Annotated in this window: 21 protein-coding genes; 4 read left to right on the forward strand and 17 right to left on the reverse strand. The window is 35.4% G+C overall.

Annotated elements, in window-relative coordinates; all coding sequences use genetic code 11:
• Position 1 precedes the first annotated feature (1 nt).
• The 16 genes from scpB to ruvA form a co-directional block, all read right to left on the reverse strand.
• Positions 2-586 (reverse strand): SMC-Scp complex subunit ScpB, encoded by a 585-nt coding sequence (gene scpB, locus KQI71_RS00335; protein ID WP_216432971.1) that lies wholly within the window; start codon positions 584-586, stop codon positions 2-4.
• Positions 583-1,338 carry a segregation and condensation protein A gene (locus KQI71_RS00340; protein ID WP_216432973.1) on the reverse strand — a complete coding sequence of 252 codons (756 nt, stop codon included), beginning with the start codon at positions 1,336-1,338 and terminating at the stop codon, positions 583-585. Before KQI71_RS00340 ends, scpB begins: the two co-directional genes overlap by 4 nt.
• A complete protein-coding gene (locus tag KQI71_RS00345; protein WP_216432975.1) occupies positions 1,335-2,228 on the reverse strand; it encodes a metallophosphoesterase in 894 nt (297 codons plus the stop codon). The genes KQI71_RS00340 and KQI71_RS00345 overlap by 4 nt, the downstream gene beginning before the upstream one ends.
• A gap of 166 nt (positions 2,229-2,394) precedes the next feature.
• Positions 2,395-2,745 carry a PTS glucitol/sorbitol transporter subunit IIA gene (locus tag KQI71_RS00350; RefSeq protein WP_216433543.1) on the reverse strand — a complete coding sequence of 117 codons (351 nt, stop codon included), beginning with the start codon at positions 2,743-2,745 and terminating at the stop codon, positions 2,395-2,397.
• 37 nt (positions 2,746-2,782) lie between these two features.
• Positions 2,783-3,790: a PTS glucitol/sorbitol transporter subunit IIB gene (srlE, locus tag KQI71_RS00355; protein WP_216432977.1), complete on the reverse strand. Its 1,008-nt coding sequence runs from the start codon at positions 3,788-3,790 to the stop codon at positions 2,783-2,785.
• A 26-nt stretch (positions 3,791-3,816) separates the two neighbouring features.
• The gene (srlA, locus tag KQI71_RS00360; protein ID WP_216432978.1) at positions 3,817-4,365 is read right to left on the reverse strand and encodes a PTS glucitol/sorbitol transporter subunit IIC; all 549 of its coding nucleotides are present in this window, start codon (positions 4,363-4,365) and stop codon (positions 3,817-3,819) included.
• 18 nt (positions 4,366-4,383) lie between these two features.
• Complete coding sequence (locus KQI71_RS00365; protein WP_253287858.1) at positions 4,384-4,836, reverse strand: transcriptional regulator GutM; 453 nt, start codon at positions 4,834-4,836, stop codon at positions 4,384-4,386.
• Between the two features lie 21 nt (positions 4,837-4,857).
• Positions 4,858-6,780 (reverse strand): BglG family transcription antiterminator, encoded by a 1,923-nt coding sequence (locus KQI71_RS00370; protein WP_216432980.1) that lies wholly within the window; start codon positions 6,778-6,780, stop codon positions 4,858-4,860.
• Between the two features lie 52 nt (positions 6,781-6,832).
• Positions 6,833-7,648, reverse strand: a complete 816-nt coding sequence (locus KQI71_RS00375; RefSeq protein WP_216432982.1) for an SDR family oxidoreductase — start codon at positions 7,646-7,648, stop codon at positions 6,833-6,835.
• 125 nt (positions 7,649-7,773) lie between these two features.
• A complete protein-coding gene (locus KQI71_RS00380; protein WP_216432984.1) occupies positions 7,774-8,952 on the reverse strand; it encodes a D-alanyl-D-alanine carboxypeptidase family protein in 1,179 nt (392 codons plus the stop codon).
• A gap of 94 nt (positions 8,953-9,046) precedes the next feature.
• The gene (locus tag KQI71_RS00385) at positions 9,047-9,490 is read right to left on the reverse strand and encodes an NUDIX hydrolase (RefSeq protein WP_216432986.1); all 444 of its coding nucleotides are present in this window, start codon (positions 9,488-9,490) and stop codon (positions 9,047-9,049) included.
• A 152-nt stretch (positions 9,491-9,642) separates the two neighbouring features.
• Positions 9,643-11,124, reverse strand: a complete 1,482-nt coding sequence (locus tag KQI71_RS00390) for a peptidoglycan D,D-transpeptidase FtsI family protein (protein WP_216432988.1) — start codon at positions 11,122-11,124, stop codon at positions 9,643-9,645.
• A complete protein-coding gene (locus KQI71_RS00395; protein ID WP_216432990.1) occupies positions 11,057-12,433 on the reverse strand; it encodes an FtsW/RodA/SpoVE family cell cycle protein in 1,377 nt (458 codons plus the stop codon). Before KQI71_RS00395 ends, KQI71_RS00390 begins: the two co-directional genes overlap by 68 nt.
• An 8-nt stretch (positions 12,434-12,441) precedes the next feature.
• Complete coding sequence (locus tag KQI71_RS00400; protein ID WP_253287859.1) at positions 12,442-14,817, reverse strand: U32 family peptidase; 2,376 nt, start codon at positions 14,815-14,817, stop codon at positions 12,442-12,444.
• Positions 14,807-15,820 carry a Holliday junction branch migration DNA helicase RuvB gene (gene ruvB, locus KQI71_RS00405; protein ID WP_216432994.1) on the reverse strand — a complete coding sequence of 338 codons (1,014 nt, stop codon included), beginning with the start codon at positions 15,818-15,820 and terminating at the stop codon, positions 14,807-14,809. The genes KQI71_RS00400 and ruvB overlap by 11 nt, the downstream gene beginning before the upstream one ends.
• Before the next feature lie 10 nt (positions 15,821-15,830).
• On the reverse strand, positions 15,831-16,436 hold the full coding sequence (gene ruvA / locus KQI71_RS00410) for a Holliday junction branch migration protein RuvA (RefSeq protein ID WP_216432996.1): 606 nt from the start codon (positions 16,434-16,436) through the stop codon (positions 15,831-15,833).
• 132 nt (positions 16,437-16,568) lie between these two features.
• Between ruvA and KQI71_RS00415 the strand changes: the two genes are divergently transcribed.
• Positions 16,569-17,501: a ribonuclease H-like domain-containing protein gene (locus KQI71_RS00415; protein WP_216432998.1), complete on the forward strand. Its 933-nt coding sequence runs from the start codon at positions 16,569-16,571 to the stop codon at positions 17,499-17,501.
• 66 nt (positions 17,502-17,567) lie between these two features.
• Here KQI71_RS00415 and KQI71_RS00420 read toward each other — a convergent pair whose 3' ends face one another.
• Positions 17,568-18,326: a phosphatase gene (locus KQI71_RS00420; RefSeq protein WP_216433000.1), complete on the reverse strand. Its 759-nt coding sequence runs from the start codon at positions 18,324-18,326 to the stop codon at positions 17,568-17,570.
• Positions 18,327-18,470: 144 nt separating this feature from the next.
• Between KQI71_RS00420 and KQI71_RS00425 the strand changes: the two genes are divergently transcribed.
• The 3 genes from KQI71_RS00425 (at position 18,471) to KQI71_RS00435 (ending at position 21,953) form a co-directional block, all read left to right on the forward strand.
• Entirely contained in the window at positions 18,471-19,811 is a 1,341-nt protein-coding gene (locus tag KQI71_RS00425; protein WP_216433002.1) for an urease accessory protein UreH domain-containing protein, read from the forward strand.
• A 65-nt stretch (positions 19,812-19,876) separates the two neighbouring features.
• Positions 19,877-20,569, forward strand: a complete 693-nt coding sequence (locus KQI71_RS00430) for a response regulator transcription factor (protein ID WP_216433004.1) — start codon at positions 19,877-19,879, stop codon at positions 20,567-20,569.
• Positions 20,562-21,953 (forward strand): HAMP domain-containing sensor histidine kinase, encoded by a 1,392-nt coding sequence (locus KQI71_RS00435; RefSeq protein WP_216433007.1) that lies wholly within the window; start codon positions 20,562-20,564, stop codon positions 21,951-21,953. Before KQI71_RS00430 ends, KQI71_RS00435 begins: the two co-directional genes overlap by 8 nt.
• Positions 21,954-21,963 lie beyond the last annotated feature (10 nt).

Here is a 21,963-nt window from a genome sequence, read left to right on the forward strand (position 1 = left end):
ATTACTCTTCCTCCATCTCTTCTGCTTCCTCCAAAGCATACTTTATCTCTTCCTGTGCCTCCATTTTAAAGTTTTCTACTTGCTGCCTATCAATCACTGGAAGATCTTTTATCGATTTTACTCCAAAACAGCGTAAAAACTGTTCGGTTGTTTTAAAAAGAATCGGCCGTCCGATTGCGTCCAAACGCCCTGCTTCGCAAATCAAATGGTATTCTAAAAGCTTATTAATTGCATGCTCACATTTCACTCCACGAATTGCCTCAATTTCTTGTTTTGTCACTGGCTGCTTATAAGCTATAATTGATAATGTTTCCAACATAACATCCGTAAGTTTTGGCTTTTTAGGCTGGTTAACAATCTGTATCAGCTGTTCATAATATTGAGGTTTTGTACAAAGCTGATACGCTCCATCAAATTCCAGAAGACGAATTCCCCTCTCTTCTTTTTCATATTCTTTTTTCAAACATTCGATCAAATAATCCAAAACTTCTTCATTTATATGAAGTGCTGTCATCAGCTGCCGTTTGGAAACACTATCCCCCATAGAAAATAAAATTCCTTCGATCATTGCCTGTTTTTTTTTCATGTTTTCTGCTCCAATGCTTCTATTATAATGTCTCCGCCAATTTTATTTTGGAAAGCCTTTATTTTTCCTGTTTTCATAAGTTCCAAGATCGACAGAAAGGTAACAACCACTGCTTCCTTTGTCTTTTGCAGTGTAAGAATAACAAAAAAGCTCGCCTTTTTCTTCTCCATCATATAATTCTCAATTTCTATGATCTTATCCTCCAGTTTCACTTCCTCTTCTTTAATTTGCCCAAAGGTACTTCGAACCGGATCCTTTTTATCTTCTCTTTTCCTCATAACAAATTGAAAGATTTCTCCAAGTCTTTGAAGTGTCAAGTCCCCAATCAACTGCGAAGGATCAACATCTTCCCGATATTTCAAAACTTCCATTGGAATTTCTTCTTGTTTATAAAAACTCTTTTGTGCATCCTTTTCCCATGCTTTCAATCGAACAGATGCATATTTATAAATCTTATATTCAATTAATCTATGAACAAGTTCTTCTCTTGGATCTTCTTCCTCCTCTTCTTTTGCTTCCATCGGAAGAAGCATCCTTGCTTTGATCTTTAACAGCGTTGCTGCCATTACAAGAAAATCACTCATGATGTCCAAATTTTCTTCTTGCATTGTACGAAGATACTGAAGATACTGCTCTGTAATTTCAGAGATCGGAATATCATAAATATCTACTTTATTTTTTTCAATCAAATGAAGCAAAAGATCCAATGGTCCCTCAAATACATTTAATTTCACATCAATTGTTGTTTTCATTGTTCTTTTTCCTGCCTTCTTAATTCAATACAGGAAATCTCTGGTTTGTTAAACAATCGAAGCTTGATCGAATGATTTCCAAGACCTCTGCTTAAAATCATGGTACTATTTCCTATATGATATTCTCCTGCATCATATTTAGGGAATAATTGAAATTGCGGAGAAATCACACCTCCAAGTCCTGGAAGCCGTACCATTCCTCCATGAAAATGACCACAAAGAAGCAAGTCACATCCCCAATCTGCACAACTTTCAAAATAATTTGGATTATGTACAAGCAAAATCTGATACATTTTCTTTGCCGCTTTCCCAACAGATGCTGTAATTTCCTGCGGATCAAGCTCTGGAATATGAAATCTCTTATAAAATCTTTTATCAAGATCAAATGCCGTTAAAGACATATATTCTCCTTCTTGCTCCAAAACAACGGTCTCATTTGACATATGAAACACTCCATATTCTTTTAGTTCATGCATATATTCTTTGTACTTGAGACCATAAATTTCTTCATAACGCATTAGTTTCATCTCATGGTTTCCATCTGCATAATAAACAGGATATTTTTCTGCCAAATTTTTCATCAGTAAAAGGGGAACTTCCATTGTCTTTTTCTCACTTCCAATGACCATATCTCCTCCAACTAGAATAATATCCGGATTGCATACATCGATCTTCTCAATAAGCTCTCTGTTTTCAGGACCATATTCACTACAATGAAGATCCGTTAAAAAAACAATCCGAAAACCATCAAAAGACGATGGGATTTTCTGAGAATAAACCGTATAGTCTTCAACGGACAGTTTTTTATTTTCCATACTGCTTGCGATCACAATGGCAACAAGAAAAAGAACCAATATGCACAGCATTATCCATATCCAAAAAGGAATCATAAAACCTTCCTTTCTTTTTTTGTTTTTCCAAAAGGTGTCTTTTTCTATTTTACTAAATATAGCAAAAAAAAACAACCCATGGCTTTATAAGCGAAAAAGGAGATGATAGATCTTCCATCATCTCCTTTTTTCCTCATATTCTTCCAAAACAAAGGAAAACAACTGATTATTTAATAGCGATTGTACTTCCAATATCAAGTGCTGGAAGCTCAGCTTTTTCCACACAGATGGTTCCTGGCAGGCATTCTGCATCTGCTCCATTGAAACTATATGTAACATGTCCTAAATTTTTAAGATTTTCATTGGCAACTTCTCCAACTTTTACAATTTCAAATTCTTTTCCGTCAATTACTAATTTGCAACCTGGTTTTACTTCTCCATCTACTGGATTTACATCGATGGAATAGCAGAAATCCTTCAGTGTATCTGGTGCATTATCACCAAATGTAACGAAGATCCCTTCTTCCTTAAATGCGTCAACCATAGCTCCTTTTCCTTTAATCGTTACCTGATACATCATCCTATTTTCCTTTCTTTGTTATGATTATTTTTTTCTATTTTGCATAAAGTCCGAAACTTGCCAGGAAGGCAACCAGAACTCGAGGTACCCCTATAATAAATCTTGAATACAGTACAGAAGGCACACCAACTTCAACCGTCTCAGGATCTGCTTCTGCAAGGCCAAGACCTACTGGAACAAAATCACATGCACACTGTGTATTAATCGCAAATAATGCTGGAAGTGCAAGACTTGGTTCAATATTTCCTTTTCCAATTTCCACACCAATTAAAGTACCAATGATCTGGGCAATAACAGCTCCAGGTCCTAACAAACAACTTAAAAATGGAATGGAACAAATAAATCCAAGAATACAAAGACCAATTATATTTCCACATAATGGTTTTAACATTGCAGCAAACCAGTTACCAAATCCGGATCCCTGAATAATACCAATTAAAAGAGAGACAAATCCCATAAATGGAATGATGGTATGTAAGATTGTGTTTGTTGCTTCTTTTGCAGCTGCATTAAATGTCGCTACAACTTTACCAACGCCCATACCAAATCTTTGAATAAAACTTGATTTCGATGTTTCGCTCATGGTTTCTGATACTTTTTTATCCGCACTGTATTTGAATTCTTTTTCTTCTTTCGGTGCTGCTTCTTGGATCGGTGCTTCAGAACCATCGGCTAATTCAATATTATTATTTTTTACACCGGACACATAAATATCTTCTGTAATATATTTTGCCATAGGACCAGATTTTCCAACCGGATTGATATTAATCGTAGGAATTCTCTTCTGTGGATAAATACCACAACGCAATGTTCCTCCACAGTCAATAATTACAAGGAAGATTTCTTCTTCTGGTACAGAAGTCTTAAATCCATTCACTGGACGGCATCCTGTCAATTCTACAATTTTAGGCAAAATTTCAGGTTCAGCCCCGCCTCCTGTAATATATAATAACACATCTTTACCTTCTTTTGGCTCTACCGTCAACGGCCCACCAAATCCACCGCTTCCTTTTGTAATCGTAATTGCTCTATATTCTGACATAGTTTTTCCTCCTGTTTCATCCTTTGTTAATCCAGATTTATTTCATTGCTTAATTCAATTCCCTGCTGTTTCATTACCATTTTTGTTGTAAAGTCTGTTACCCATCCTGCAAAGAAGTTCATTACAAGACCAACTAACAGATAACGAATTGCAAGATCCATTTCATTTAACCCAAGTTTTTGAATTCCCTGTGCAATACCAGTATAGATAAACAACTCTCCTGCATTGATGTGTGGGAAAATACCACTATTTGTATGGCAATGATAAGTTGCTGATGCATAATAACTTGGTTTCATTCTTTCTGGAAGAAATTTACCCATAGATAAAGCCATCGGATTTCCAAGCATGAATGCAGAAAGGAATGGTAAAATTCCATATGCAAGAATGATATTTTTTGAGCATCCTTTTGCAAATTTATTCATTCTTTCCTGACCAATCAGTGCAATGATTGTATTCATTAAGATTAACAGTAACAGTACCTTTGGTACGATTCCAGATACCCAGCTTACAAACTGTGTCGCACCTGTATCAAACAGTCCCATAAATCCTGACGCAAGTTTTACAATAGCATTCATAAATTAACTCCTTTCATTTCAGGCTTTTTTCTTGTTGACTCCGTAAATTTTATCTCCTATTCGATGAAGCAGACTCGGTTTCTCCAAGATTTCGCCTCCGCTCATAATCGTGTTATAGTTGGAAGAAGCATTCAGGACTGCTCTTCTTAAAGAAACGCCAATTGTCTCGCAGTCTTCCTTTCGGATCGTACCAACATCAATTCCATTAAAGAAATTCCAGGTTTTAAATCTTGCCAACATTGTAAAGCCTCTCATAAAGCATCCCTCAAGAATAACCCCATCCTGATCGATCGCAAACATGACAATCGCTCCGGCATGAAAACCACCTTTTGCTTTTCCGATCGCAACTCTGCCCATTTTTCGAAGTTTTTTATAATATTTATTAAAACTTCTCATTTGAATCATCTGAAATATAAATTGCAAAGCGTATGCGCTCAGTAATGCCACCGCAATAATCATATAATAAGACATCTTCTTCCTCCTTCTTTCCTTTTAGTTAAAAATATTTTTTTCTTCTGCTATATAAAGCAATAATTCTTTATAACTCTTCATATTCTGAATTTTACTGATAACATCTGGATTTTTTCCAATTGCCAAAATGTCATCATATAATCTTACAAGCACCGTATCGTCTTTCATCGACTCCGGTATTCCAAGCATAATGACCAGCCGAATATTTCCGTATTTCTCGTCCTTTAACATATTTGGAAAAACACCAATCGCTAACGTTAGTTTCGACAACATATTCTTTGTATGCGGAAACGCAATATTCTGATCAAGAATCATCGTCGAATATTCTTCTCTTTCTTTGACTCTTTTTGCAAATCCAGCATCCAATTCTCCTTGTTTTGTCAATGTCTCTGCCATCATTTCTACGTTTTCCTCATAAGACTGATCACCATTCAGCACAAAAAATCTCGATTCATCTAGCAGATTCATAAAAAGAGAATCAATTCCTTTCCGGATGGTTCTTCCTGCTTCAGACAGATATCGCATATTTTCAAATTTTCTTTGTATGTATACTCGATCAAATACTTCATCCATAAAAATAACTGGTGTTTTCGTATCTATATTTAATTCTGTTGTCGTTACTATATAGTCAAAAGTATTTTTCTTTTCTTCTTCAAATTTTCCATCATAGAAAAATTCAAATTCTGGTTCGATATCAAAGATTTTTTTTAACTGATTTGCAATTAGCCGACCAATAATTTTTCCGGATCCACAAACAATTGCTATTTTTTGACGTTTTTTCTTTGGCTCCTGTTCAATTAAGAAAACTCCAAAATATGCTGCCAAAAATCCCATTTCATCCTCTGTCATCGTAACGCCTTCCCGTTTTTCAATGACCTCCTTGCCGATTTCTGCCATTTTATAAGCAACACTGTACTGATTTTTAAAATCCTCTACCATTGGGTTATGAATATGAAATCCATATTTCAAACGATTAATCATGAAAAATACATGATAAACAAAATCATCAAACAGTTCATTTGCAATTACCGTTACATTAAGTTCTGTCTGTATCCGATCAAGAATTTCAATAATCAAATCAGCAACTTCCTCCGAAATACTGATCTTATCCTCAATTTCTTCTGTATTTGCCGGTGTTCTCATACCAGCTACCGCAATACATAAAAACAGCCGTTCTTCTTTTGAAATTGTATAACCTTTTATTTTTTCAATTTCTTTTAAAAATTCATCTACAATTTTATAAGCAGAAGTATCGTAAAGATCACAATATTTATCTTCCAGCTTTGTAATCATATGTCCACTCTCAATACGCTGTATCATAACAACGAAGAATCGGAAGAAAAATCCAAACCCAAGAGCATCCATAGATAATTTTTTTTGAAACTCATAAAGCTTTTCTCGAACTTCGCTGCCCAGAGGGAAATTTAAATACAATTGCTCATAAATATTTTCAAGAATAAATAGCCGGATATGAAATTCATCTCCCTGAAGGGTCAAGCCTGTATTAGCTTTTCCTTTGATCTTTAAGCCATATCCACCAATGATTTTTCTTAATCGATTAAGATCTGTTATGGTTGTTGTTCTTGCAACTTTCATTTCTTCTGACAGATCATCGGTAAGATAAGGTTCTTTTGCATCTATTAGCTTCCAGAATAAGTAGGCCATCCTAGTCTGCGTAGAATTAAACAAATCATCTTGCGCTGAAATTTTATTTCGAATCTCTGAAAATCCTTTTGGATCAAACACAATTAGCTTACATTCTCCTTTATTGCTGCTAATACATGCGTAACCTCCTAACAGAAAATTTAATTCTTTGATGTCGTTTCGAATAGTCTTTGGGGATACTTTTAGCTTTCCTGCAAGTTTTTCCACACTACAAACAGACTGCATCTCTATATTTTTTAAAATTGATGATATTCTGTTTTCATTATCAAAAAGCTTCATATTTATCCTCTTTCCTATCGCTAAGACTTTTTATCGCTTGTAAAATTAACTTTTAACCTCTTGTTTTTCCTCCGGCTACGTTGATTGTAACTCCATGAACATAAGAAGCTCTGTCGCTAGCTAAATATACACACATATCTGCAACTTCTGTTAATTTTCCAGATCTTCCAAGTGGTGTCGTAGATGTTTTAGCATATCCAGCTCTTAAATCATCTACTGTAATTCCTCTTGTATATGCCAATGCAGATTCATAAGCTAAAGTACGAAGTCCTGTTGCTTCCATGATTCCAGGTGCAACTCCAACCACTCTAACTCCATGTTTTCCAAGTTCTTTTGCCCATGATCTTGTTAAAGAATTCACTGCATTTTTTGAAGCTGCATATACACTTTGACCTTCAGATCCTTCTAATCCACTTTCTGATGACATATTGATAATCACTCCAGATCCCTGTTCTACCAGAGCTCTTCCAACAGCTTGTGCACAGAAGAATACACCTTTTAAGTTTACGTTGCATACTTTGTCCCATACAGTTTCATCCAATTCATACTGTCCTTTTGGATCTTTTGGATCAACTAAAAGTCTTGGAATATTAATTCCTGCATTGTTTACGAGGGCATCAATTTTCCCAAATGTTTCCTTGGTTTTTTCCACCATCGCTTCAACATCTGCTGCTTTTGTAACATCTGTTCTTACATAAAGTAATTTTCCAGGTGCTTCTTCCATTTCTGGAGCTTCCGGTGCCATATCAGAAATAACCACATTTGCTCCAACACTTAAAAATTCCTGTGCGACTGCCTTTCCAATGCCAGAAGCAGCTCCTGTAACAATAACGGTCTTTCCTTCTAAATTTAACCAAGATTCGCTCATCATAATCCTCCTTTGAAAACCTATGTTTTTTTGTTTCATGAGTTTATTATAATGAGCATCTTGATGAAATTTAATATCGTCATTTTCCACGAGGAAGAAATTTCATGTACTTTTCTAAAGTTTTTTTAAAAATATTGTGTAATTAACTTCCATAAACTCGATGGATAATCCATTTTTTCTACGCTCTCTTCGGCATAAAACGGTACTTTTTTTATAATCTTTCCATCTCTCTTATATAAAATTTTTCCGACCTCTTCTCCCTTTTTTACCGGAGCTGTCAAAATTTTTTTTCGAATTTCTTTTCTTAAATTACCATCTTTTTGTTTTATTTTTATAATTTTTGTCTTAATTTGTTGCGGATATTGCACCTGATCTTCCTTCCCTTTTGCAACCTCAATCTTACCAATTTGCTTCCTTGTTGTAATATCTTCTACCACTTGACAATTTGCAAATCCATAGTCAAGAAGTGCACTGGCATCTTTTATTCGATCTTTTGCCGTATCACTTGCCATAACAACCGCAATCATATGCACCCCATTTCTTAATGCAGTTGCACTCAAACAAAATTTTGCCTTTCCCGTACTTCCTGTCTTAAGACCCGTGCATCCATGATATTGACGAATCATTTTATTAGTGTTACTAAGCCCAAACTCCTTTGTACCTTTTTTGGTCTTATGAGTAAATGTATCCATCCATATTTTTGTATACTTTAAAACTTGTGGATATTTTATAATTAACTCTCTAGACATTAACGCAATATCATAAGCTGTTGTTACATGTCCCTCTTCATCAAGTCCACAAGCATTTTTAAAAGTTGTATGATTCATTCCAAGTTGTTTGGCTTTTTCATTCATACGCTTCACAAAAGCTTCTTCACTTCCTGCCGCATGTTCTGCCAGGGCAACAACGGCATCATTCGCACTAGAAATTACGACACATTTAATCAATGTTTCCACATCCTGAACCTCCGATGGTTCTAAAAACACTTGAGATCCACCCATACTTGCTGCATGTTGACTGACCGTTACCGGATCATTTAATTTTAAATGTCCTTTTTCTAATTCTTCAAAAATAAGTAACAATGACATAACTTTTGTAACACTTGCCGGCGGAAGTTCTTTATCTTTGCTTTTTTCATAAATTAGGCTTTTACTTTCTGCCTCCATTACAACCGCAGATTTTGCTGTTAATTTCTGATCGGTTTCTCCAATCGTTGCTATTGTCTCCACCTGATCTGCCCAAACTGGTACCGTACCTGTCAAAAAAACACTGAACACAAGAATTAATACGATCCATCGTTTCATCTAAAAAGCTCCTCATATCTTATGATACAGTTTAGTCTTTCCATTTTTATTTTATACGTAAAAAGGACCAATTTTTTGGTCCTTCTCCTCTACCTTATTTACTTCCCCATTGATTCGAAGCTTTTAATTTTTTATATTCATCATATGCTTCTTTCAAAATTTCCCTTTCATTTGGAAATTTCAGTAAGTGGTAGGCCTCGTGAAATTTGTAGTACCCTGAGTCCACAAAAAATTCCTCTTTCTGCGGACGGGAGTGATAATTTTTAGACTCCATCAAATACCAGTGAACATTTTTAACAATCTGTTCGTGAAAAGAATAAAAGGAATATTCGCTCTTCCCAACATATTTTACAATCTCTGCATCTGCATCTGTCTCTTCCTTCACTTCCCGGAGAGCCGTCTGTTCATGCGTCTCTCCTTTCTCAACAGTACCTTTTGGAAGCACCCAGCCGTCATAACGATTTCGATAGCTCTTATACAACAGTAGAATCTTCCCTCTAAATATTACGACACCACCACAGCTCGTTGCTTGTGTCATTACAACCTCCTGTTTCCGGATAACCAAAAAATCTTTTTGTGACTCTTTGGTATGCAAGTTTCAACCTGCATTTTTCCTTGTGTGTCTCTCTTTGAAAATATTATATCGTGATTAAGCAACGATTTCAACTGATAATACACTTTTTCAATGGATCAACGGAAGAATGCGTGAAAGACTTTATTCGCAATCGGTGCGGCTACTTTTCCTCCAGAACCACCATTTTCCACAAGAACACTAACGACAATCTTTTTTCCATTTTTTTCTGCACATCCGATAAACCATGCATGAGAATCTTTTTCACTATTATATTCTGCAGATCCGGTTTTTCCATACACTTGATATTCCGATGAATTTGCTCTCGTTCCCGTTCCTTTAGTAACCACTTTTCGAAGCATTTTCTTTAATGTCTCACATTCTGCCTTCTCAAGCGGCTGTGATATTTGTTCCGTCTTTGTTGTCTTAATAACACCACCATCTACATTTTTTACCTGATCTACCAAATATGGCTGCATCATTACTCCATCATTGGCAATCGTACTCATAACAACCGCATTCTGAAGCGGGGTAATCAATGTTTGTCCTTGTCCAATTGCTGTATGAGCCAACTCATTAATTCCAGAATTTTTATTAAAAGAAAAACGACTCTTACTTGCCAGAAGATTTATCGGTACTGTAGAATCGAACATTAGATCCTTTGCAAGGTTTGCAAATTTATCTTTATTTAATGTCTGTGCAATATGAACAAAGGCTGTATTACAAGATTTTGCCAATGCTCCTTCAAGGCCAACCGTTCCATGAGCTTCCCCTCCATAACAATGAATTTTAAGATCTCCGACTGTTGTATGTCCATTACAATGATAACGAAACTTTTTATAATCTTTATGTTCCCTCATAAATTCTAAGGCTGTAACAACTTTAAACGTCGATCCTGGCGGATAAAGTCCTTGTGTTGCACGGTTTAATAAAAGCGAACTGCTACTGTTATTTAACTCAGACCAGTTTTCTTCTACCTTTCCTGGTCTAAAATCTGGCTTTGATACCATCGCATAAATTTTTCCAGTAGAAGGATCCATTGCAACAACAGCACCTTTTTTTCCTTGGAGTGCATCATAAGCTGCTTTTTGAACCTTCGTATTTAGTGTCGTATATACATTATCTCCAGGAGTCTTTTCTCCACTTAAATTACAAGAAATCTGAGAAAAAATATTAGCATCTGAACGAAGAAGATCAAAATTATATTTTGCCTCTAATCCTGATTTTCCTTTATCATTATATCCGACAACATGTGCAAACATTCTGCCATATGGATAATCACGTTCTTCTTTTCCATTTTCTGTAATCGTCTGCGCTAATGTTTTTCCATCACTGCTAATAATCTTTCCACGACTCACCGTCTTTTCTAGCTGTTGAAGACGACGATTATGGGCATCGGTAATCACATCTTTACTTTCCACCGCAACAAAATATACAATATAGCCAATCAAGCCAAGAAAAAGAAAAACAAACATATACGTAATTTGCAAAATTTGTCGATTCGCTCTTTTTTTCTTTTGCCGGCTTCCAGTTTTATTTTTTCTTTTTATAAAGTTTTGTGTCTTTGCTTCTTCCTGTTTCGTGCTCTTTAATATGCTCATATTCTTCTTCCTCACTATCTGCTAACATGTGTAATCCCTGAATCATATTTAAAATAATCAGAGTACTGAAAACGGAAGTACCTCCATAACTTACTAACGGAATGGTAACCCCGGTCGACGGAATGAATTTTGTAACTCCTCCGATACTTAAAAATACCTGAAATAAAAAACATACTCCAAATCCGAGACACAGCAATTTATTAAATAGCTTCTTGCTTCTTGTAGAAATATCCATAAACAAAATAAAACAACTAATCAGAACAAAAATCAGACAGATTCCGAAAATCACACCAAATTCCTCACTAATTACAGAAAAAATAAAGTCAGATTCCCGTACTGGAATATCAAATGGACGGCCATTTCCAAGCCCAAGTCCAAACCAGCTTCCTGTTCCAATAGCAAAAAGCGATTGACATACTTGCATTCCTCTTCCTTCAATCATAGAAAATGGATCTTTCCATACGGCAACACGAACACGAACATGGGCAAACAGATGATAAGCAATGACTGCTGCCAATGATCCTGCCGCCAATCCACCAAGTAAATAGGTAACTCTTGCCGTCGCAACATAGAACATCATCAAATAAATGATAAAATACAAAAGTGCTCCTCCAAGATCTTTCTCTACCACAAGTACCATAACATAAAATGTCGCAATGATCGTAATCTTCACAAGGTCTTTAAATTCTTTTGCCTTGCTCAGCATGGCTGCCGAAAAGAAAACAAATAAAATTTTTACAAATTCAGATGGTTGAAAAGCAAAACTTCCAATTCTAACCCAGTTATAAGATCCATTTTTTTGAACACCAATAACAAAAACCGAAGCAAGCAGTGCAAAACCTGCAATGGCGTAAAGCCATCCAAGTTTATCCCAGATCGTGATTTTATGCATCATCAACGGAATCACACTTGTGATTGTTACTCCAATCGCTGCAATTGCAAATTGTCGTAAGGCGAGATCAAAAGAAAGTCTTGTAAGAATCACAAAGCCAACCCCAAGCAAAAAACAAGTATTGTTAATCAAAAGCCTCGATGCTTTTTTATAAATTTTGGGAAATACAATCATCAATACTTCAAAAAATACAACTTGCGCTGCAAAAAAGATCAAAATCTTCAACTCAAATGTTTTTAAAAATAAAACTGCATTGCATAAAAATAAGAAAATAAACATATAAATGACCTGATTATCCAAAAGATCATTTCTTCTTTTCTTATTTTTGGGTCGGAACATTGTAAAACATGACAATGTATAAACCAGACACATAATAAGAATTAAATATTTCGCAATGACTGATATAATCTGTATCATAGTTACTCCTACAAAACTCCTCGCTTCAAATGTCCTTTTGTAAATTCACAAGCGAGAGAACTTTTCTTTCCTTTCTGTACTTCCTGTGCCGCCTTTAAAATATCTTGCGCCTCCTGTAATGTTTCTTTTGTAAAATGAATACGATAAGATCCCGGTTTTAAATCATCCATGAAATCTTCTTCATTTCCAATCCAAATTGGCTGTCCATTATAAATCTCATTGATGCAGTCACCACAACGGTTATGAACAAAAAATTCTTTTTGATATCGATCCGTTAAAGTCATCCATCCCTCTTTTTGGTCACATCCACAAAGATTATTTTTCACACATTGTGCAGAAACCATCAGTGGAAGATATCCGTACAACCACAATTCCCCATCATGAAGATCAAGATCTTCCATTTCCTTGCGATTTAATTCCTCTGGATACGTGATTCTAAAAGGACCTTTCAAAAACTGTTGATATTCTTTTATCGCTTCCTTGTTATATGCATATAACATATAATCAAGAATAAATTCTTTTTCTATCTGATGCTCTATCAACCATTCCAGTTCTGAAAGGTTTCGTACAAGTAAACCTTTGACATATTTATTTCCTAAAAGATCCTGATAGGCTTCCATTGCCTGAATTTGTTTTTGTCTTGCAATCTGTGGAAGCATGATATAACCATTCTTCCCACTGTCTGCAATTTTTTTCATAATACTTTCTGGTTTTGACTCTTTTAAAAGTTCTGAAAACGCAAGATAAACATCTTCTATCTCTGAATTTTCTACTGCAAGGTTCAAATATTTTAAATCCTCCATAGAAACAACCAATTTCGGACATTTCTTTGCCGTTTTTTTCAACTTCATAACTTCTTGTGTTCTTTCTGCAAAATGATACTGTCGTTCATACTGATGAATTTTCTTCTGATCTAGCGCCAAAAATGCTTCTCGTCGAAGTTTCTTTAATACGGAACCTGGAACAAAAACATTTGAATCCATCACAATTTCCAGCTGATCAAATTGATAATGTGTTTCTCCCGTCTTTCGAAGCTGCTTGTTTATCTGCTCTTCATCGGCTCCGCGATTTTGTGCTTTTTCAATGATTGGTCCTTCTGCCTGTGCAGATATCTTATCGTTATTCACCACGAGTTTAGCACACTTTCCTTCCAAAAGTATAACTTTTCCCTTAAGAATTTCTTTCTTTTTTTCTTTCAAATGTTGGTCAATTTGTTCTACAAGTTTCTCATTTTTCATTCGCATAATGGACATTCCAACGGAAAGTTTTTTCATTTTCTGTCCATTCAAAGTTACACTGCTTCCCTTTTTCCAATTGCCTGGGCTTGTCAGTTCTATCTTTTGCGCTCCAGAAATCCTTATTTCTAAAATATCTCCTTTATGAAGATCTTCTTTTGCAACAAAAGTTAATGTACCTTTATTAATTTTCTTTATTTTTCCAACAAACATTCCTTGATGGTCTGGCCGTTCCATACTCATCATTTGTTTCCCATGATATTGTTTATAATATCCATCTGTAAAATTTCCACGATTAAAAAGTTCCAGCAATATTTTTTGATCTTTTTCTTCTATATAATATGGTTGCCCAGAAAGATAAAGATCTACATATTTTCGGTAAATTCTTGTAACTTCTCCGACATATCGAGGGCCTTTCATCCTTCCCTCAATTTTTAAAGAATCTACTCCATGATCAAGAATCTGCGGAAGATCCTTGATTGTACAAAGATCTCTAAGACTTAACGGATATGCATTTTTTGATCCTTTTTGACCTTTTAATGTAAATGGAAGTCTGCACGTCCCAGCGCATCTTCCACGATTTCCACTTCTCCCACCAAGAAGACTACTCATAAAGCACTGTCCAGAATAGCAATAACAAAGTGCTCCATGAACAAAACACTCCATATCAAGCCCTGTATCTTCCTTAATTGCCTGAATTTCTTTCAATGACAATTCTCTTGCAGGAACCACTCGTTTTGCTCCCATTTTCTTTGCAAATCTTGCACCATAAATATCTGTGATGGTCATCTGTGTACTTGCATGAATCTCAAGATCTGGGAAATGCTTCCGAACTGTGCGCAGAACACCGAGATCCTGAATAATTACGGCATCCAGCCCTTTCTCATAATATGGCATAAGAAAACCTACAAGTTCTCCAAGTTCTTTTTCTTTCACAAGTGTATTAATCGTCAGAAAAATTTTTTTTCCAAAAAGATGGGCATAAGCAATCGCTTCACAAAGTTCTTCTTTATTAAAATTTCCTGCATAAGCTCTTGCACCAAACATATCTCCGCCTAAATAAACAGCATCTGCTCCATTTAAAATTGCTGCTTTCAAACATTCCATCGAACCCGCCGGTGCTAATACCTCTACTTGTCTATTTTTCATTTTCATCCTCCGGAAATGGCACTCCGAAATGTTCATAAGCATGTTTTGTCACCATTCTTCCTCTTGGCGTACGCTGAATAAGTCCATTCTGAATCAAATATGGCTCATAAACATCTTCAATCGTGCCGGAATCTTCTCCTACTGCTGCTGCCAGTGTATCAAGCCCCACTGGTCTTCCTCCAAATGTATCCATCATTGTATGGAGCAACTGCCGATCTGTCCGATCCAGTCCGAGTCTATCCACATCCAGACGATCCAGTGCATCCACCGCTACTTCTAATGTAATTTTCCCTTCATATTGTACTTGTGCAAAATCTCGAACTCTTTTTAAAAGCCGGTTGGCAAGTCTTGGCGTCCCTCTGGATCTTCTTGCAATTTCCAATGCACCATCCTCATCAATCTCAATTTCCAACACTTGCGCAGAATGTTCAATAATTGTTTGAAGTTCCTTGCTATTGTAAAATTCCAGGCGATTTACAACACCAAAACGATCTCTTAACGGTGCTGTAAGCATTCCAGCTCTTGTCGTTGCTCCTACCAAAGTAAACTTTGGTAATTCTAATCGAATAGAACGAGCCGCCTGCCCTTTTCCAACAAGAATATCGATAGCATAATCCTCCATTGCCGGATAAAGCACTTCTTCCACCTGTCGATTTAATCGGTGAATTTCATCAATAAATAAAACATCTCCTTCCTGAAGATTGTTTAAAAGTGCCGCAATCTCTCCTGGCTTTTCAATCGCAGGTCCACTCGTTACTTTTAGATGAACACCCATTTCATTCGCAACAATACCAGCAAGTGTCGTTTTTCCAAGTCCAGGCGGCCCATAAAACAACACATGATCCAGTGATTCTCCACGGCTTTTTGCAGCTTCGATAAAGATCTTAAGATTTTGCTTTACCTTTTCCTGCCCGATATAATCGTCCAATTTCTGCGGCCGCAAATGATTTTCAATTGTAATATCCTCTTCCACAAGTTCTGTGGAAATCATTCGATCTAGCATAATTACCCCTTTATATCATGATATTTTTTAAAGCAAGCTTTAAAAGCTCCTCCGGTGTATAAGAATCTGCATTTTCTACTTTTTTTACAGCAATTGCAGCTTCTGTTTTCGAATATCCAAGACTTTCCAATCCTTCAATTGTAATAAGAATTGCATCTTCCCCATTTGAAGGTGACATAAACAACTCATTAGATGAAGTCTCTTCTTCCATTTCTTCAAAGGAAAGTTTATCTTTTAATTCGAGAATTAATTTCTTAGCCCCTTTTGGTCCAAGTCCCGGGGTAGAAGAAATTGTCTTAACATCTTCGCTCATCACTGCAATTTTTAATTCATATACGGTCAATGTTGATAAAACAGAAAGCGCAACCTTTGGTCCAATTCCGTTAACTCCGATCAGAAGTTCAAATGTCTCCAGCTCTTCCTGGCTTCGAAAACCAAAAAGGCTGATATCATCTTCCCTTACATGCATATGCGTAAATACTTTCATTTCCTGACCGATCTTTGGAAAATGCTCCATACGAACCGGCATCATCAGACGATATCCGATTCCTTGATTTTCCAAAACAATTCCATTTGAATTTACCTGGGCCAATATTCCTTTTATATATGAAATCAAAATAAAACCTCCTGCTATTTTATTTTGCTATTATAACACATATGTTCTCCCTCTTCCTAGTGATTGCAAAAAAAATGCAAAAAGATTATACTTTTCATAGCATTTTTTATCATCAAAAAACAGGAGAATTTTATGAAAAAGAACAACGAACGTAGATTATTTTTTGACATTGAAACAACGGGTTTAAGTCCCGAAGTTTCCGCTATTACTTTGATTGGATGTTTGGATGATCATGGACTGATAAAACAATGGTTTAATGAAGACGGATTTTCACAAAAACAGATTCTTACTGACTTTTTTGCTTACTGCAATTCTTATGATACTCTCATCAGTTTTAATGGAACTACTTTTGACTTGCCTTTTCTAAAAGCAAAAGCAAAAGAATTTCAGATGAATGATCCTTTTTCTATGATTCATCATGAAGATTTTTACCAAAAGTTACGTTCCTACCGTCATTTAATCGACACTCAGCGCTTTCGCCAAAAAGACCTTGAACAATATGTTCATTTCCAAAGAAAAGACCGCTTATCCGGAAAAAAAATCATTAAAACCTATCAGGATTTTTTGAAAACAAATGATCCAACATGTAAAGAAAAAATTCTCCTTCATAATGAAGAGGATTTAAAAGGACTTTTCAAAATTTCCTCTTTACAATGCTATCCTTCGCTAAAAGAAGGAAACTTTTCTGTGGATCAGGTGAAACGCTCTTGTGATTATCTTCAAGTTTTCCTAACATTATCAGATCCTTTTCCAGTTTCTGCAACTTTTACCAAAAAGGAAATATCTTTGAAGGTCGAAAATAATTTTGCATCTTTGATTGTTCCGATAAAAAATCATATGCTGCGACATTACTATCCAAATCCAAAAGATTATTTTTATCTTCCAAAAGAAGACACAATTCTCCCAAAATCCATGGGTTCCTTTGTCGATCATTCCTCAAAAACAGCCTGTGATTTCGACCATTGTTATCTTCGTTTTGCACCTTCAGACTCTTTTTTATCAAATATGGACGAATTACATACCTTCAGCACCCATACGATCCAATATCTTTTTATAAAAGAATAATAGATATTTTGATTCAACATATATATGCCCAAAAAAATGGCTGTTAATAAATAGCAGCCATTTTTCTTATTGATCTCTCGGAATCTGTTTTCCGATTTTTTTCATTACTCTATGTTTTTGAATCATTTTCTTTAATAAATCTACAGAACGATTCACAACAAGTTCTTCTGGAAATTGTAATTCCTGAAATAAAACTTTTACGTGGTCAAAAATTCCTACCGTATCTGTAAAATGAGAATCTGTATTAGCAATTACCGGAACCTTCTTTTCCTTACACAAAGCAAGCATTATCTGAAGATTCTCCCACGCTCCAACTCTGGAAGAAAGACTGTCAAGAGAGCTATTATTTACTTCCAGTAGTGTATGGTTTTCCTTTGCTGCATCAACGATTGTCTCATAATCAATCGGAATTCTTGCATCGTCTGGATGGCTAATAATATCAATTTGTGGATTTTCAATTGCTTTAACATAAGCATTTGTGTTCTGACTCACACTTCCAATTTCATAACATGGAAGATGAATTCCTGCAATTCGAATATCCAGGCAACGCTCTATCAGGTTTTCTTCCATACTCAATTTTCCTTGATAATCAATAATATTAATCTCAGAGCCAAACATTAACTCAATCCCGTACATTTGTCTTGGTAAGACCTTCAGATTATGAAAATAAATTTCGTCACATGTTCCTGGGATTCCTGCTGCATGCTCTGTAATTCCAAGCAATTGAAGTCCATGATCTGCTGCTGCCTTTGCCATCTCATGGACTGTTGCATAAGCATGTCCGCTTGCAATTGTATGCGTATGTACATCTAATTCAAATTTCATTTTTCCTTCTCCTGCTTTTTACATTCTCTTCTTGTTTTTATTATACCGAAGACAAAAATGATGTCAAGAAAGACAAATCCTCACAAAAATCACAAATCTTTTTATTATACTATCCTATAATATCATTTTCAGGAGGAATTTTTTATGAAAATCACAAAACACTTTTATATTACCGGCATGCATTGTTCACAGTGCCCTTCCATTATCAAAAAAAATCTGGAACGTTTGCCTGGAATTATAAAAATTTCTATATCTTATAAAACAAACACCGCAACCATTACCTTCCATCGTGATCAAATTTCTTGGAACCAGATCACATCCTGTATAAAATCTCTTGGCTACCATGCCACAGAAAATAAAATGGAATCTACACAACAAACAAAAAATTTTCTTAAAACCATCGCTTTTATTTTGCTTCTTACTATTTTTCTGAAAAAAAGCCAAATTTTAAACTACCTTGTTCCAAGGACACTTGCGCAAAACAATATGAGTTTTGGAATGCTATTTTTGATTGGTCTTGCAACTTCTTTGCATTGTGTTGCTATGTGTGGCGGTATCAATCTTTTCCAATGCCTTCCATCTTCCAAACAAACAACCAACAAGAAAATGGATATTTTTTCTGCAACACTCTTTTATAATATCGGACGTGTTCTTTCTTATAGCACAATCGGCGGCTTTCTTGGGCTTATCGGAATGATTTTTGGAAAAGAAATCAATCCTTCCGTTTCCGTTTTTTTTCAGGGAACCATAAAAATCATTGCAGGATTAATTATGATACTAATGGGACTACGCATACTAGATCTTATGCCAAATTTTTGCAAAAAAATTTCTTTTATTCCAAAATTTCAGCTTTTTAAAAATCAAAAGAAACATCGTCCTTTTTTTGTTGGACTGCTTAACGGCTTTATGCCTTGCGGTCCTCTTCAATCCATGCAAATCGTAGCTATTGCAACTTGTCATCCACTTTATGGTGCTCTCTCCATGTTCTTTTTTAGCCTTGGAACTTTGCCTTTCATGCTTGGATTTGGAAGTATGATTTCCGTTCTTGGACATAAATTTACATCTAAAATGATGCACGCTGGATCCATCCTTATCATTGTTATGGGAATTGCTATGTTGACTCAAGGAACAAATCTCTCCGGAATGTCTTCTATAAGACTAGAAAAAAAAGCAACTTCCAGCCGCTCAACACATGCAGAAAAAAAAGCAGGAGAAAAGACTTCCCAAATAATTCATTCCACACTTTCCGCCGGAAGCTATCCAAATATTACTGTAAAAGCAGGAACCCCTGTTATTTGGAAAATTCAAGCTTCTGAGCAGACAATCAACGGTTGTAATAAAACCATTCTCATTGATAACTATAACATTGAAAAAGTGCTGGAACCCGGGGAAAATACTATTAAATTTACACCAAAGGAAACCGGAACCATTACCTATACCTGTTGGATGGGCATGATCACCGGAACGATCACTATAACTGATTAAAAATTATTTGACATCTTTCTTTTGATTTTACATAATAAAAAAAACAAGATAGGAGAGAAAACTTTATGGAAAAAAAATGTTCTATTTTAGTTGTTGATGATGAAGAAATGATCCGTGATACAATTAATGCTTATTTCACTGCCAATGGTTATCAAGTACAGACTGCATCAAATGGAAAAGATGCTCTGGATTTATTCCATTCCAAATCAATTGATTTTGTCATCCTTGATCTGATGCTTTCTGGTATGAGCGGAGAGGAAATTTGTTCTTCCCTGCGCTCTATCTCAAATGTTCCAATTTTAATGTTGACTGCAAAGGCGCAAGAAGATGATGTTGTTACAGGACTTCGGCTTGGAGCAGATGATTACGTAACAAAACCATTTAGTCTAAAACAATTGCTGGCAAGAGTCGAAGCCATTTATCGACGTTTTTCTAAAACAAAAGAAAAAAAACTTTTTCAATACAAAGAACTTTGCATTAATTGTGAAACAAGAGAAGTAGTCTTATACAATGCACCTATTTCCTTAACTCCAATTGAATGGCGTATTTTATCTTCTATGATTCAAAATCAAAAGAAAACTTTTACGAGAGAAGAATTGCTTCATATTGCTTTCGACGAATATTATGAAGGTTTCGAACGTTCCGTTGATACCCATATAAAAAACCTAAGAAAAAAGCTCGGTGATGATCCTAAACATCCAAAATATATTTATACCATTCATGGAATTGGATATCGCCTTGGAGGAAATTATGAATAAAAAATTAAGTACTGTTTTTGCTTTTGGATTTTCACTCATTACATTTTTGATTATTTTTCTAATCTTCATTATTGCCAATGCCGGAATTGGAAGACAATACAAAAATCATCTACAACTACAACAAAAAGAAACTGCTGATACTATCTCCATTGGGATTTCTCATCAATATAATCCAAAAAATAATCAATGGAACCAGGATTATATTCATGGATACGGAATGTATGCTTTAAAGGAAGGATATATTATTAAAGTATATGATACAAAGAATAAAGTCATTTGGGATGCGCAGCATCATGATATGACCTTATGTCATCAGATTATGGGAAAAATTTCAAAACAAATGAAAGAAAAAAGCTATCTAAATCATGGAGGTTTTAAAAAATATCGTTATTCTATCACCTCTCACGGAAAAATAATTGGATATTCTGAAATCCGATATTATACACCATATTCTATGAACGAATATGATTTTCAATTTTTACACTCATTAAATTTATGTTTAATTTTTCTCGGAATTGCTGCAATGATCGCTGCGGGAATAGCAGGATGGTTTCTCTCAAAATTTCTAGCATCTCCAATAGAAAAAGTCATTGAAACAACGCAAAAGATTGCAGATGGTACTTACGAAATACGAATCAATTCTAATGTCCCAACACTAGAATTAAAACATCTTACAACCTCTGTCAATCGAATGGCCCAATTCTTAGAAAATCAAGAAGCTCTTCGCAAACGCCTTGTCACTGATATGGCACATGAGCTGCGAACTCCTCTCACCAATGTATCTTCCTATCTAGAATTAATGGCAGACGGAATTTGGGAGGTCACTCCAAAACGACTGAACACCTGTTATCAGGAATTATTAAGAATCTGCACCATCATAAAACGATTAGATCAATTACAAAATATTGAAAAAGAAAATCTAAAACTCTCTCCAAAGCTTACCGATATAAAATCCATGATCGAAAAAACATGTCAGGCTTTTGAAAGTCAGCTTTTTGAAAAACAAATTTCTTGTTCCATCAGAGGAAGTCATAGTTTTCTTTTTGTTGATTCATCTTTTTTTTCACAAGTTCTTTCTAATCTCCTCTCCAATGCTATTAAATATACCGAACCCAATGGCAGCATTTTGTGGGTAATTGAAGAAACAGCATCCGATGTATTGATAAAAATTTCTGATAATGGCATCGGAATCTCATCCAAAGATCTTCCTTACATTTTTGAACGGTTCTACAGGGCTGATCAGTCACGCCAAAGAAAAAGCGGCGGATCCGGAATTGGATTAACGATTACAAAAGCAATTGTACAAGCTCATCATGGCTCTATATGGGCAGAAAGTACACCTGGTTGTATGACCACTTTTACTATAAAACTAAAAAAGCCTTAAACACCGCATC

Origin of the sequence: Anaerostipes sp. MSJ-23, from assembly GCF_018918155.1 — a bacterium.
Lineage (GTDB): Bacteria > Bacillota > Clostridia > Lachnospirales > Lachnospiraceae > Anaerostipes.

Bases quoted from the DNA above. Each gene is read 5' to 3' on its own strand.
- scpB (WP_216432971.1), bottom strand. From the start codon at position 586: ATGAAAAAAAAACAGGCAATGATCGAAGGAATTTTATTTTCTATGGGG.
- KQI71_RS00340 (WP_216432973.1), bottom strand. From the start codon at position 1,338: ATGAAAACAACAATTGATGTGAAATTAAATGTATTTGAGGGACCATTG.
- KQI71_RS00345 (WP_216432975.1), bottom strand. From the start codon at position 2,228: ATGATTCCTTTTTGGATATGGATAATGCTGTGCATATTGGTTCTTTTT.
- KQI71_RS00350 (WP_216433543.1), bottom strand. From the start codon at position 2,745: ATGTATCAGGTAACGATTAAAGGAAAAGGAGCTATGGTTGACGCATTT.
- srlE (WP_216432977.1), bottom strand. From the start codon at position 3,790: ATGTCAGAATATAGAGCAATTACGATTACAAAAGGAAGCGGTGGATTT.
- srlA (WP_216432978.1), bottom strand. From the start codon at position 4,365: ATGAATGCTATTGTAAAACTTGCGTCAGGATTTATGGGACTGTTTGAT.
- KQI71_RS00365 (WP_253287858.1), bottom strand. From the start codon at position 4,836: ATGTCTTATTATATGATTATTGCGGTGGCATTACTGAGCGCATACGCT.
- KQI71_RS00370 (WP_216432980.1), bottom strand. From the start codon at position 6,780: ATGAAGCTTTTTGATAATGAAAACAGAATATCATCAATTTTAAAAAAT.
- KQI71_RS00375 (WP_216432982.1), bottom strand. From the start codon at position 7,648: ATGAGCGAATCTTGGTTAAATTTAGAAGGAAAGACCGTTATTGTTACA.
- KQI71_RS00380 (WP_216432984.1), bottom strand. From the start codon at position 8,952: ATGAAACGATGGATCGTATTAATTCTTGTGTTCAGTGTTTTTTTGACA.
- KQI71_RS00385 (WP_216432986.1), bottom strand. From the start codon at position 9,490: ATGACACAAGCAACGAGCTGTGGTGGTGTCGTAATATTTAGAGGGAAG.
- KQI71_RS00390 (WP_216432988.1), bottom strand. From the start codon at position 11,124: ATGAGCATATTAAAGAGCACGAAACAGGAAGAAGCAAAGACACAAAAC.
- KQI71_RS00395 (WP_216432990.1), bottom strand. From the start codon at position 12,433: ATGATACAGATTATATCAGTCATTGCGAAATATTTAATTCTTATTATG.
- KQI71_RS00400 (WP_253287859.1), bottom strand. From the start codon at position 14,817: ATGAAAAATAGACAAGTAGAGGTATTAGCACCGGCGGGTTCGATGGAA.
- ruvB (WP_216432994.1), bottom strand. From the start codon at position 15,820: ATGCTAGATCGAATGATTTCCACAGAACTTGTGGAAGAGGATATTACA.
- KQI71_RS00415 (WP_216432998.1), top strand. From the start codon at position 16,569: ATGAAAAAGAACAACGAACGTAGATTATTTTTTGACATTGAAACAACG.
- KQI71_RS00420 (WP_216433000.1), bottom strand. From the start codon at position 18,326: ATGAAATTTGAATTAGATGTACATACGCATACAATTGCAAGCGGACAT.
- KQI71_RS00425 (WP_216433002.1), top strand. From the start codon at position 18,471: ATGAAAATCACAAAACACTTTTATATTACCGGCATGCATTGTTCACAG.
- KQI71_RS00430 (WP_216433004.1), top strand. From the start codon at position 19,877: ATGGAAAAAAAATGTTCTATTTTAGTTGTTGATGATGAAGAAATGATC.
- KQI71_RS00435 (WP_216433007.1), top strand. From the start codon at position 20,562: ATGAATAAAAAATTAAGTACTGTTTTTGCTTTTGGATTTTCACTCATT.